A 13,754-nucleotide genomic window follows, 5' to 3' on the forward strand; every position below is an offset into this window, starting at 1 on the left:
TGAAAAAAGAAATGGCTAGCTCAAGGGAGATTGAGCCAGCCAAGGAGGTGGTTCCTAGTCTTACTTTATGACTTTCTAGTTCTTCATTTTCGAAAGTGACTATACGACATTGAATAGCCAATTGTTGTGATCTATTGCATAAAAATAGACATTAGAAGGTTTTTTAACACTAAAGTACTATTTTCGAGAATGATTATCAATTGTGTGTACAGTTTGTTGAGTGAATAGTTGTCTATGGTAATGTAAAAAATGCTAGAAATTCAATGGATTATACTGATGATCTCTAGCATTATAACGAATTGATTTAAAAATGATAATTATTAGATCGTAACTGGAATTTCAGATTGATGTGGCGACCGAGTTGTTGTACCCGCAAGGTTGCGGATTAACAAACCAAAGTTTATATCAATGTCATCAGGAACAGGAAGATAAACAATATGCCCATTGCCAGGAGCAACATCAATCGCTTCGCCTTTGCGGTTCTGAAGTGAATCAAGGCTAAATACAATATTACCTGCGGGCGTCATTAGTTCTAAGCTATCACCTACGCTAAATTTATTTTTAACATCAACCTCTGCAAGCCCATTAACACGTTTACCCGTAAACTCGCCAACGAATTGCTGAGTTTCTGACACGGAGTAACCATATTCGTAAGTTTGGTATGCATCATGCGTGTGGCGACGGAGAAAACCTTCTGTATAACCACGATGAGCTAAGCCTTCTAGCGTAGAAAGCAGTGTTGGGTCAAAAGGTTTTCCAGCAACAGCGTCATCAATAGCACGGCGATAGACTTGAGCCGTGCGTGCGCAGTAGTAGAAAGATTTGGTTCGACCTTCAATTTTAAGTGAGTGAACACCCATTTGAGTCAGGTTTTCTACATGCTCAATTGCGCGTAAATCTTTAGAGTTCATGATATAAGTACCATGCTCGTCTTCAAAGGCGGTCATGTACTCACCCGGACGTTTAGCTTCCTCAATCATGAATACTTTATCTGTTGGTGCACCTTCACCTAAAGTCGGCGCAACATTTTTGACGGGGATCGGCTCATGCACATGCACGATGTTGCCCACATCATCTTCCTTACCTTCTTCAACCTTGTATTCCCAGCGGCAAGCATTGGTGCAAGTACCTTGGTTCGGGTCACGTTTATTGATATAACCAGAAAGTAGACAACGACCAGAGTAGGCCATGCACAGTGCACCATGAACAAAGACTTCTAATTCCATTTCAGGAACTTGTTTACGAATCTCAGCTATTTCTTCTAGAGACAATTCGCGAGATAAAATAGCGCGTGTCAGCCCCATTTTTTTCCAGAATTTTACTGATGCCCAGTTAACTGCGTTGGCTTGTACTGATAAGTGAATGTCCATGTCAGGAAATGCTTCACGCACCATCATGATTAGACCCGGGTCAGACATGATCAGCGCATCAGGGCCCATTTCAATCACTGGCGTTAGATCACGAATAAACGTTTTGAGCTTGGCATTATGAGGTGCAATATTCACAACAACATAGAATTTTTTGCCAAGTTCATGGGCTTCTTGAATCCCTTTAGCAAGATTTTCATGGTTGAATTCATTGTTACGTACGCGCAAGCTATAACGAGGTTGGCCGGCGTAAACTGCATCTGCGCCATAAGCAAAAGCATAACGCATATTTTTCAAAGAACCTGCGGGAGATAATAATTCTGGTGTAAACATGGAGTGCTCTCAATCTGATATCAAGTCAGTACTTACCTCAGATTTACCCGTCATCTTTCGATTACTGTGGATGCACATACAACAAACCCACTTCGCTAATTACAATGGGATTATGGTTTAAGCATGACCATTCGAATAGGCTAAATATAGCTCGAATTGTTGCGGGTAGAATAGGTAAGCATATTAAAGAAGGGGATTTTAACGCGGTTTATACCAGATTCCAAGTATTCCACACAAATAGTAAGTATACCCGCCATACTTGCCGCTTAGCGGCAGCCTGAATTATTTAGGGTATCGCGAGTAATTATAAAATATGGTTATCGTGACATGTCACGATAATGTGCGAAAGGTGCGTCAACGCTGGTTTTTAAGTGATTTAGCTGTAGTTGAAATTATTTTATCGGTAGCCTATTCGCAGCGCTAAATTTCATCCCAGCGATAACCTAAACCGTAAATAGAACGGATAAAAGTTTTTTCGTTATCAAGTGATTCAAGCTTACGGCGCAAGTTTTTCACATGGCTATCAATAGTTCTATCCGTCACGATACGGTGATCGTCATAAAGAATATCTAACAGCTGATCACGCGAAAATACCGTACCTGTATTATCAGATAGAAACTTTAACAAACGGAACTCAGCAGGGGTTAACTCAAGAAGTTGATCGCCATAACGGACTTGAAATGCACTTTCATCAATAATTAATTGAGTTTTATTCTTATCTGGCGTAGACGAACGCAGGCAACGGCGCAAAATCGTTTTTACTCGAGCAACAACTTCACGTGGGCTAAATGGTTTACAAATATAATCATCAGCGCCAATTTCTAGGCCAAGTAAACGGTCAATCTCTTCCGTTTTTGCTGTGACCATAATAACGGGTGTTTCGCAAAATTTACGAAGTTCACGACAAATCGTCAGCCCATCCATGCCGGGTAGCATCAGGTCGAGAAGAATAATGTCAGGATGATGTTGCTTTACAAAGTCAATCACCACATCACCACGCTGTAATAATGAAGTTCGATGTCTCGCAGCTTCAAGATAGTCACAAAGCAGTTGCCCGAGTTTTGGCTCATCTTCAACAATCAATACATGTGTATTTGAAGATTCTGACACTATCACTGTTTGTCTTCCTTTTTCTTAAGAGGTAAATGGATAGTAATTCGCACGCCACCTAAAGGCGAAGAGCTTGCATCGATACTCCCATTATGAGCTTCAATAATATTATAGCAAATGGCTAAACCTAAACCAGAACCGCCACTGGCACGGTTACGTGATTCTTCTGCGCGATAAAAACGTTCGAAAAGGTGGCTGCATTGTTGTTCTGTCAGTCCCGGCGCGCTGTCTTCCCAATAAATCAAAAATTGCCCATCGTCAATCGTTGTACTGATGATTATTTTGCCCTTAGGCTCAGTATAGCGCAGGCTATTTTCCATCAAATTATAAAATAACTGTAAAATACGGTCGGGATCGATGTTCATAATTTGCTGTTCAGGTAAGTTTTGCTCGACCGTTAACTGCTTTTCTTCTAATCGCCAACGGGCTTGACCAATAGCCATGTCAATGATTGGAATGATATCAGCTGATTGGATGCGATAGACTAATGAACCTCTATCAGAAAGAGACAGTTGATGTAAATCATTCACCAGTTTAATTAAAGTTTGTGTTTCAGCTAGTAGAGAATTAATTGTTTCAGGGGTCGCTTGACGTACACCATCTTGAACCGCCTCTAGTTCCCCTTGTAACACTGATAGCGGTGTACGCAGTTCATGCGAAATATCAGCCATATAATCGCGACGCATTTGTTCATTTTTCTCCAGTGTAGAGGCAAGATGATTGAAATCCTTAGCTAACTGACCCAGTTCATCTCGACCAACTTCAGGTACACGCGTTGAAAAATCACCACTTGCTAGCTGATTGGTGCCTTCTAATAGACGTTTAATTGGCTTTAAAAACCCACGAGCAAGGAACAGCGTGGCAATTAAGGCAACAAATAGTGATAAACCAGCAATTATCCAACTGGTATACATCTGTTGTTCATCAAAACGACGATCGAGTACGCTGCTAATACCATTACGATAGCTTGCGATCAGCCAGCCAACAACTTTACCATTTGAGGTAGTAATAGGCTGACGGATCACATCACTAGTTAATGGAACATCACGGCCAAAAATTAGGCGCTCTTGGCTGTCGAGTACCCAAAAAAAAGTGCGCCAGCCTTTATGCTGTGCTGGTGGATGAGAACGCTGGTCGTGCTCAATACTGCGTAAAATATTGAAGAATGCACGTTCATTACGAATTAAAAATCGCCAGCTGCCAGCCTCATCATATTGTTCAGCAAGTGCTTCAGCGATCAGCTCTGCTCGTTGTTGCTCATTCTCTTTAATATAATCGACAAAACCATGTTGAAAGCTCAGTCGAACGCCTTGGTGCATAATGACTACGAGCAATAAGCAAGTCGCAAAAATAGCTAAAAATAAGCGAGTACTGACGCTATTAAATCTGAGTTTCATTATTTATCCCCAATCAAGCATACGCATTACTTGCTTAGACTTACCGTTTTACGGGAATAACGCTGCCTAAGTTGATCAAAACATAAGTAGACAACGGGTGTTGTAAATAAGGTTAAAATCTGACTCATCACTAGTCCGCCAACGATCGTGATACCTAATGGTTGGCGTAATTCTGCGCCATCACCACTGCCTAAGACGAGTGGGAGAGCACCAAAAATAGCGGCAAGAGTAGTCATCAATATTGGTCGAAAACGTAATAAACTTGCTTGAAATATAGCCTCGCGTGCAGTTAGGCCTTCATTTCGCTGAGCCTGAATCGCAAAGTCGACCATGATGATGGCATTTTTCTTCACGATCCCGATCAGTAACATAATGCCTATTAATGCGATTAAGCTAAATGGTGTGTCGAATAGCTCTAAGGCCAGTAATGCACCCACGCCTGCGGACGGTAATGTCGACAAAATGGTTAAAGGATGGATATAGCTTTCATATAAAATACCCAATACCAAATAAACCGTGATAATTGCCGCAAGAATTAAAAATAGTTGAGATTTCAGTGTGTCTTGGAATATTTGTGCCGTTCCGGCGAAGGTACCTCGGACTGTTGAAGGAACCCCAAGAGCGGTCATGGTTTTTTCGATAGCTGAAATTGCCTCATCTAGTGTGTACCCGTCAGCAACGTTAAAAGCAATCGTGGAGGCAGCAGATAACCCCTGATGGTTAACACTCAATGGCGCATTAGCAGGCTGCCAACGAGCAAAATACGATAATGGAATTGCTTCCCCTTGGTTATTAATAACAAACATTTGGTCTAATGCACTCACATCTTGTGTATATTGAGGAGCAACTTCCATGACCACTTTGTACTGATTCATCGCCTCATAAATTGTCGATATCTGGCGTTGCCCAAAGGCATTATTCAATAAATCATTGGCTGCGCGAACATCAATGCCGAGCTGAGCCATCAAATCCCTATCATAAGTGATTGCCATTTCAGCGCCTTTATCTTCCTTATCAGAGTTAACATCGGTTAACTGAGGAAGGTCGCCTACTGCTTTGCGTATTGCGGGTTCCCAGTCGCGTAGTGCATCTAACTCATCAGCGAGGAGGGTGAATTGATAGTTAGCGTTAGCTTGTCGACCACCAACACGAATATCTTGTACTGGCATCATAAATAAATTAGCACCAGGCTCATGGGCTAATTGGGCTCTGAGTCGATTAATCACGGCATTAGAGCTTTCTTTACGTTCATCGAGTGGCTTCAAGGAGATAAACATCGAACCACTATTGACTCGGCTTCCACCAGTAAAACCAGTCACGTTATCGACGGCTGGGTCTGCGGTTACTTGTTGCATAAAGCGTGTCATTTTTTCTTTCATGGCTTGGAAAGAAATACTTTGGTCCGCACGGACAAAGCCTAATAAACGACCCGTATCTTGCTCCGGGAAAAAAGCTTTAGGGATCGAAATATACAAATAAATATTCAATCCAATCGTAGCAAATAAGATAGCTAGGACACTTCGCTTGTGAGATAACATCCAGTTTAACGTGACGCCGTAACTTTCCTGGAGTCGTTGAAAGAGGCGACCTGTATTGCTTGGTTTATCCGTCTTTTTCGGATTACGCTTTTTAAGGAGGTAAGCACACATCATTGGCGTTAATGTTAGTGAGATAATTAAAGATATCCCAATCGCAGTAGCGAGCGTAATCGCAAACTCACGGAATAAACGCCCGACTAATCCATCCATTAATAACAATGGGATAAACACAGCGACCAACGAAATACTCATTGAAACGACAGTAAAGCCTACCTCGCTGACACCTTTAACTGCTGCAATAAATGGCTTACGGCCATTTTCAATATGCCGAGATATGTTTTCGAGTACAACAATGGCATCATCAACCACAAAACCGGTTGCCACAGTGAGAGCCATTAATGAGAGATTATTCAAACTAAAGCCGCAAAGATACATTGCGGTGAACGTACCAATTAAAGAGACTGGGACAGCAATAGCTGGAATTAAGGTTGCACGACCTGAACGCAGAAACAGTAATACCACCAAGATAACTAAGGCAATAGCAATCATCAATGCACGTTCGACTTCAGCGAGAGATGCTCGAATAGTAGGTGTTCTATCTTGTGCAACTTTTAAATCGATAGCGGCTGGGATCATTTCTTGAAATTCAGGTAACTCGGCACGAATGCGGTTAACTGTTTCAATAATGTTTGCGCCAGCTTCACGGCGGATGACAATCAATACAGCAGGTTTACCTCCGGACATGCCAGCAGCACGCACATCTTGTACGGAATCTTTTACGTTAGCAACATCACTGAGTTTTACGGCATTGCCATTCTTATAATGAACAATGATAGGGCGATAATCTGCCGCTTTTTTTAGTTCATCATTAGTTTGAATTTGCCAGCGTGCATCATCATCATTGATGTAACCTTGTGGTTGTCGTACGTTGGAACTGCTGATAGCGGAACGTACTTTGTCCAAAGAAACACCTTGGTTAAACAGGGCGGTTGGGTTTAGTTCCACACGAACAGCAGGCAGTGAGCCTCCTCCAACAGAAACCTCACTAACCCCTTCAATTTGTGCAATACGCTGGGATAAACGCGTTGATGCAATATCATAAATTTCTCCGGTACTCATGCTTTTTGACGTTAATGTCAAAATCATGATTGGGGCATCAGATGGGTTGGATTTATAGTAGCGAGGACGGCTTGGCATACCACTTGGCAGCAGGCTTTGAGCCGCATTGATTGCTGCTTGTACTTCACGTGCTGCATTGTTGATATCTTTATCAAGATTAAATTCAAGTGTGATCGTGGTGCGCCCAAGTGCGCTGCTTGACGTCATTTCACTGATACCAGCAATGCTACCCAATGAGCGCTCCAGTGGCGTTGCAATCGATGACGCCATGGTTTCAGGTGACGCTCCGGGTAGTGACGCTGTCACGTTTATCACTGGGTAATCAACTTGTGGTAACGGTGCAACAGGTAAAAATATGAAACTCAGTGCGCCACACAGTGTGATGGCAACACTAATCAGCGTCGTTGCGACAGGCCGGCTAACAAATAAGGCGAAGAAGCGGTTCATTATGACACCTGTTTCTGGCGGTTTTGACGGCGGTTTTTGATGTTATTTGACAAGCTATCAAATAATAAATAAATCACCGGCGTCGTAAACAGTGTCAGTATTTGGCTCATAATTAGCCCGCCAACCATACAAATACCTAACGGCTGGCGCAGTTCAGCACCGACCCCAGTACTTAACATCAATGGCAATGCACCCAAAAGAGCGGCCATTGTTGTCATTAATATCGGTCTGAAACGTAATAAACAGGCTTGATAGATAGCATCGCGAGGCGACATACCTTGTTCTCGTTCAGCCGCAAGGGCAAAGTCAATCATCATGATAGCGTTCTTTTTAACTATCCCGATCAGCAAAATGATACCAATAACGGCAATAACATCTAATTCACTTCCAGCCATCATCAAGGCTAATAGTGCGCCAACCCCTGCGGTAGGTAGCGTTGACAGTATAGTAATTGGGTGGATAAAGCTTTCATACAAAATACCTAGCACGATATACATGGCAACAATCGCGGCAGCAATCAACCAAATTGTACTGCTTAATGCCGCCTCAAACGCTAATGTTGCACCTTGGAACTGAGTGGTGATCGATTTTGGCATTTCAATTTGCGCTTCGGCATTTTTGACTGCATTTACTGCGGATTCTAACGATGCACCTTCAGCGAGGTTGAATGAGAAAGTGGCAGCAGGAAACTGATCGAGATGATTGATGGCGAGTGGGCCATAACCTTCTTGAATATTTACTAAAGTGCTGAGTGGAACAATTGCACCATCAGTTCCTTTAAGGCGAACATCATTTAAAGCACTAATGCCATCACGTGTTTGTGTATTATGTTCAATAATAACGCGATATTGGTTTGATTGAGTGTAAATGGTTGAGATCATCCGCTGACCAAATGCATTGTATAATGCATTATCGATAGCAGACATAGTAATACCAAAACGGCTCGCCGTATCTCTGTCAACATTCACATAAGCGACGAGGCCTTTGTCTTGCCAGTCACTGCTCACATCAATAAGTTCTGGTTGCTGTCTAAGGGTATCCAACAACTTTGGTACCCAAAGCGTTAGCTCATCCAAAGTGGTGGCTTGGAGAGTGAATTGATACTGAGTACGAGCAAGTTGAGTATCGATAGTAAGATCTTGCATCGGTTGAAGGTATAAATTAACACCTGCTACTGAATCAGCAGCTTGTTGTAGACGCGGAATAATTGCATTAACGCGATCAGGGCGTTGATCTAAAGGTTTTAACGTGATTTGAATTCGACCATTATTCAATGTTGGGTTAGTACCGTCGACTCCCACATAAGTGGTGATATTATCAACCGCGGGGTCAGCTAATAATTTTTCAGCAACTTGTTGCTGTTTCTGCGACATAGCTGCAAATGAAATCGATTGGCGACTTTCAATCGTGCCTTGAATAATGCCGTTATCTTGTATCGGAAAGAAGCCTTTTGGGATCCACATGTACAGCAAAACAGTTAACACCATGGTTCCTAGTGCAACAGATAATGTTAACCAACGGTGATTTAATACCCGCTTTAGCCAAATAGCATAGACTGCAATCATGCCATCAAAGAAGCGTGCGCAAGCCAATTCGAAACGATTATGCTTATGTTCAGATTCAGGTTTCAATAAGCGAGCACACATCATTGGCGTGAGTGTTAATGAAACGACAGCTGAAATTAATATGGCGACAGCAAGCGTGATCGCAAACTCTCTAAACAACCGCCCGACAATATCCCCCATAAACAGCAGCGGGATCAGTACGGCAACCAATGAGAAGGTCAATGAAATGATGGTAAATCCAATTTCCCCCGCGCCTTTTAAGGCCGCAACCAGTGGCTTATCACCCTGTTCAAGGTAACGAGAAATATTTTCGATTACAACAATTGCATCATCGACGACAAAACCAGTGGCAATAGTCAATGCCATTAAGGTGAGGTTATTGACGGAAAAACCGCAAAAGTACATCACAGCAAAAGTACCGACAAGAGAGAGAGGTACAGCGATACCCGGTATAAGGGTGGCAATGCCGTTTCTTAAGAAAAGATAAATCACCATCACAACCAAGGCGATAGCAAGCATCAATTCAAATTGCACATCACTCACTGAAGCACGAATGGTGCTAGTTCTATCCGTTAAAATCTCAACTTTGACGGATTTAGGCAGTGTTTCAATTAATTCAGGGAGCAGGTTCCGAATAGTATCTGTCGTTTCGATAACGTTAGCGCCCGGCTGGCGTTGGATATTAATGACAATAGCTTGTTCGGTATTTGCCCATGCACCTAAATAGGCATTTTCTGCTGCTTGTTCGACAGTCGCTATATCACCAAGGCGCACTGGAGCACCATTTTGGAAGGCAACCACTAAACGGCGATAGTCTTCCAATGATTTCATTTGGTCGTTAGCAGATAGGGTGACAGCGCGAGTTGGCCCATCAAAACTCCCTTTTGCTGAGTTAACGTTGGCGTTATTTATTGCGGCACGAATAGTTTCACTATCCAACCCTTTGGCGGCCATAGATTGTGGGTTAAGATTAACGCGTACCGCAGGGCGCTGCCCACCCGCAAGGGTAACAAGACCAACGCCATTAACTTGGGATATTTTTTGGGCAATCCGGTTTTCAATAATATCTTGAACTTGGATTAATGGCATTGCATCAGAGGTGACCGCTAATGTCAGAATAGGCGGATCCGCGGGATTTACTTTATTGTATATCGGTGGATAAGGTAAATCAGAAGGTAATAAGCTTGATGCTGAGTTTATGGCAGCTTGTACCTCTTGTTCAGCAACTTCTAATGGCAACGTCAGTTGGAACATCAGCGTGATAACAGAGGCGCCTCCTGAACTTTGCGATGACATTTGTTTCAATCCCGACATTTGTCCGAATTGCGTTTCCAGAGGTGCGGTAACTGCTGAAGTCATCACTTCAGGGCTTGCGCCCGGATAAAGCGTGACTATCTGAATGGTCGGATAATCGACTTCAGGTAGCGCGGAAACAGGTAAAAAACGATAGCCAATAATCCCCGCAAGAAGAATAGCCACCATAAACAAGGTGGTCGCAACAGGGCGTAAGATAAATAAGCGAGAAGGGCCGCCACCTTTATGAATTCCCGGTTGCATTAAACTTTCTCCGCTGACTTTCTATTCTTTTGAGGTTTGGCTGATTTTTCGAGGGTGTCTTTACCGACGACTTCGACTTTGGTTCCATCAGTTAAACGATCGACGCCATCAGTAATGACTTTAGTATTTGCTGCTAGGCCGCTTTCAATAACGACTTCTTGACTATCTTGCATACCGACGGTAACTAACTGTTTACTGACACGATCATCATCGCTTAATACCCAAACATAGTGACCTTCATTACCCATTTGAAGAGCTGCTGTAGGGATAACAACCGCATTTTGCAATGTTTCAACTTGCATTTTTATATTAACGAATTGGTTAGGGAACAAACTGTCTAGCTCATTGGTAAATCGAGCCTTCATTTTTAAAGTTCCTGTTGCAGCATCAATTTGATTATCTGTACTTAATAGATAACCTTCAGTAATCATGGCGATATTATTACGATCCCATGCTTCAACTTTCACTTGCTGGCTAGATGCCTGTGCTTTTTGAACCGATGGAATATCACCTTCAGGCAGGGCGAATAACACATCAGCAGGCTGAGTTTGGGTGAGAACCACGATCGGAGTGGAGGTTCCCGCAGAAATAAAGTTGCCAACATCGACTTGTTTTAAGCCAACTCGCCCTGAAATAGGTGCGGTGATCTTGCTATAGGTTAACTGTAGTTTTGCGCTATCTATAGCCGCTTGGTCAACTTTTATACTACCTTCAGCCTGTAAAACAAGAGATCGTTGATTATCCAGTTCTTGTTGCGAAATGACTTTTGTGCCCGCTAATTTTTGATAGCGGCTTAAATCTAATTTTGCGTTAGTGAGTGTTGCTTTATCTTTAGCAAGTTGCCCTTCAGCTTGAGCTAATTGTACAGCGAAAGGGCGAGGATCGATTTCTGCTAACAAGTCGCCCGCTTTAACATGCTGCCCTTCATTGAAATGAAGAGACATCAATTGCCCTTCAACACGGCTTGTAACTGTAACAACATTAGCTGCTTGTACAGTACCAAGACCAGTTAAATAACGAGGAACGACTTTCTCTTGGGTATTGGCAAATTGGACAGGGGCTAAAACGCGTGGTGGCATTCCTCCTGGACGCGCAGGGCGATTAGTGGAAGGGCCCTTTTGAGTAGTTTCAGGTTGGCTATTTTGTGAATAAAAATACCAGCCTGCACCTGCAGCGACAATGATGGCAACGAAAATGGCTGAACGAGTCAGTGTAGTACGGCGCTTTTGTTTATTCATTTTTATGTTTTCGCTTAGCTCACAGTCGAGAGAAACATCAATTTACGATGATCGAGAATAATAAATATTGATTAATTATATATTAAAAATTAGTCAGTTGCGTATGTTAATAGTTTAACTTGGAGGTGGGATGAAAAAATGGAGGAAATATGAAAAAAATGTCAACTAGCGTGCAGAATAAATAGATTAACATGACAAATAGGCAATAAAAAAACCTGCGGTAAGAAAAACCACAGGTCATCATAAGCGAATGTAATAAAAGATTATTACTTGTTAACGTGTCGTGCTGGTTTTTAATCTCGCTAAAGCATCTTTTTCTTGAGCAGATTCTGGCGTCCACCCTTTCCAAGCTAATGGGATAAATGCAACAGCTACAGCCAGTAAAGATACGCCTGCAACATAATAAGCGGGTGCCATATGTGATTGCTGTAACCATGCACCTGTTAAGATTGGGGTCAGACCACCAAAGATAGCGTAGGCCACGTTATATGCGAAAGACAGCCCTGAAAAACGAATTTCAGGTGGGAAAGTACGAGTACTGATAATTGGTGTTGTTGCAATGGCGCCAACGAAGAAGCCCATTAAGCCATAGTTAAAGGTTAGCGTTGCTGCTGAAATATCTGACGATAACGACGAGTAAAAATACAATGCAGTGACCGCTAATCCACCCCATGACACAGTCATAGAAAGGCGAGTGCCAGTTTTATCGCCTAACCATCCCCAGAAGATACAGCCTAAGGTCAATGTCAGTGTTGCTACACAGTTAGCTTGTAATGCGATATTACGATCAATGTTATAGATACCTTTCAGAACAACATCAGGTGTCATTAAAATAGTCACAACAATGGCTGTTGAGAGTGACCAAGTCAGTGCTGCTGTGATCATACAAGCTTGCTTGTGTGATTTAATGACCGTTTTAACCGGCAATTCTTGTGCTAATGCTTTTTTCGCTGCTAATTCTTTGAATATAGGCGTCTCTTCTAAGAATTTGCGTAAATAAACTGAAATAAAGCCAAAAACACCACCTAGAATGAAAGGAATACGCCATGCAAAATCATGCACTTCTTGTGAGGTGTAGCTGCGTTCGATAATGATAGCAACAATCGAGCCCAGTAAAATACCACCCGTGATGCCTGAGGTTAATGTGCCCACGCCAAGACCATAACGTTGTTTTGGTGTGTGTTCGGCGATAAATACCCAAGCACCTGGCATTTCACCACCAATTGCAGCACCTTGCATAATACGCATTAACAGCAGTAATAAGGGGGCTGCTGCGCCGATTGTGGCGTAAGTTGGTAGGAAACCAATCACGAAAGTCGGAAATGCCATCAAGAAAATACTGAGGGTGAACATTTTCTTACGGCCAACTTTGTCACCAAAATGCGCCATAATAATGCCGCCTAGAGGGCGAGCAAGATAACCTGCTGCAAACAAACCAAGTGTTGCCATGAGTGCCAAAAATTCATTGTCACCAGGGAAAAAGAGTTGAGAAATAATTTTCGCGTAAAATACGAAAATAACGAAATCATAAAACTCGAGGGTTCCACCTAAAGAGGACAATCCTAAAGTCTTATAATCTTCTTTTCTCAATGGCCTAGCCGAGGGCTGGCTGGTTGTTTGCGATGTCATAATACTATCCTTTTAAAATACCGAATGTATTTTTTATTTTTAATTCGGAATGACAAGCTAAAGTTACTGATAATTAAACAGCAGAAATATTAAGTGTGTGCAGATAAATGGTATAAAACGTTGGATGGAAGAACCTAGTTAATACTCTGTATCTTATTGCATGTGCTAATTTATAGCAGGAAATTCCATATTTTGTAAACTGCAACTCTCAAAACAAGATGAATATTCTGTTTAGATATCTTTGGGTGAATCTATGGCCCGTTTCGTTAAACAATAACATTATATGATGTTAATAAATGATTATTTGCAGGAGATCATATATTTATATTTTAAAATTTAGCCATTAATTTGTAATTCATGACGCATTTCGCTGATTAAATCATCGATAAAGTAACCAAATATTAATTTAATTATTAAAATGTAATACCCCTACAATCGTAAACAGAAATAAAAT

General features: G+C 42.1%; 7 protein-coding genes. All 7 read right to left on the bottom strand.

The features are described from left to right. Window positions 1-320: 320 nt before the first annotated feature. The 7 genes from trhP to OOA_RS04270 all read right to left on the bottom strand — a co-directional run bounded on the left by trhP (window position 321) and on the right by OOA_RS04270 (window position 13,300). Window positions 321-1,700, bottom strand: coding sequence for a prephenate-dependent tRNA uridine(34) hydroxylase TrhP (gene trhP / locus OOA_RS04240; protein WP_008910890.1), 1,380 nt, complete (start codon window positions 1,698-1,700; stop codon window positions 321-323). Between the two features lie 420 nt (window positions 1,701-2,120). Beyond that, a complete protein-coding gene (gene baeR, locus OOA_RS04245) occupies window positions 2,121-2,816 on the bottom strand; it encodes an envelope stress response regulator BaeR (protein ID WP_008910891.1) in 696 nt (231 codons plus the stop codon). Continuing rightward, the gene (gene baeS, locus OOA_RS04250) at window positions 2,813-4,207 is read right to left on the bottom strand and encodes an envelope stress sensor histidine kinase BaeS (protein ID WP_008910892.1); all 1,395 of its coding nucleotides are present in this window, start codon (window positions 4,205-4,207) and stop codon (window positions 2,813-2,815) included. The genes baeR and baeS overlap by 4 nt, the downstream gene beginning before the upstream one ends. Before the next feature lie 26 nt (window positions 4,208-4,233). Next, on the bottom strand, window positions 4,234-7,311 hold the full coding sequence (gene mdtC / locus OOA_RS04255; RefSeq protein WP_008910893.1) for a multidrug efflux RND transporter permease subunit MdtC: 3,078 nt from the start codon (window positions 7,309-7,311) through the stop codon (window positions 4,234-4,236). Next, window positions 7,311-10,433, bottom strand: coding sequence for an MdtB/MuxB family multidrug efflux RND transporter permease subunit (locus OOA_RS04260; RefSeq protein ID WP_008910894.1), 3,123 nt, complete (start codon window positions 10,431-10,433; stop codon window positions 7,311-7,313). The genes mdtC and OOA_RS04260 overlap by 1 nt, the downstream gene beginning before the upstream one ends. Then, window positions 10,433-11,671: an MdtA/MuxA family multidrug efflux RND transporter periplasmic adaptor subunit gene (locus tag OOA_RS04265; RefSeq protein WP_008910895.1), complete on the bottom strand. Its 1,239-nt coding sequence runs from the start codon at window positions 11,669-11,671 to the stop codon at window positions 10,433-10,435. Before OOA_RS04265 ends, OOA_RS04260 begins: the two co-directional genes overlap by 1 nt. A 273-nt stretch (window positions 11,672-11,944) precedes the next feature. Beyond that, on the bottom strand, window positions 11,945-13,300 hold the full coding sequence (locus OOA_RS04270) for an MFS transporter (protein WP_008910896.1): 1,356 nt from the start codon (window positions 13,298-13,300) through the stop codon (window positions 11,945-11,947). Window positions 13,301-13,754 lie beyond the last annotated feature (454 nt).

The organism is Providencia burhodogranariea DSM 19968 (assembly GCF_000314855.2).
Classification (GTDB): domain Bacteria; phylum Pseudomonadota; class Gammaproteobacteria; order Enterobacterales; family Enterobacteriaceae; genus Providencia; species Providencia burhodogranariea.

Bases quoted from the DNA above. Each gene is read 5' to 3' on its own strand.
- OOA_RS04260 (WP_008910894.1), bottom strand. From the start codon at position 10,433: ATGCAACCGGGAATTCATAAAGGTGGCGGCCCTTCTCGCTTATTTATC.
- trhP (WP_008910890.1), bottom strand. From the start codon at position 1,700: ATGTTTACACCAGAATTATTATCTCCCGCAGGTTCTTTGAAAAATATG.
- baeS (WP_008910892.1), bottom strand. From the start codon at position 4,207: ATGAAACTCAGATTTAATAGCGTCAGTACTCGCTTATTTTTAGCTATT.
- OOA_RS04265 (WP_008910895.1), bottom strand. From the start codon at position 11,671: ATGAATAAACAAAAGCGCCGTACTACACTGACTCGTTCAGCCATTTTC.
- OOA_RS04270 (WP_008910896.1), bottom strand. From the start codon at position 13,300: ATGACATCGCAAACAACCAGCCAGCCCTCGGCTAGGCCATTGAGAAAA.
- mdtC (WP_008910893.1), bottom strand. From the start codon at position 7,311: ATGAACCGCTTCTTCGCCTTATTTGTTAGCCGGCCTGTCGCAACGACG.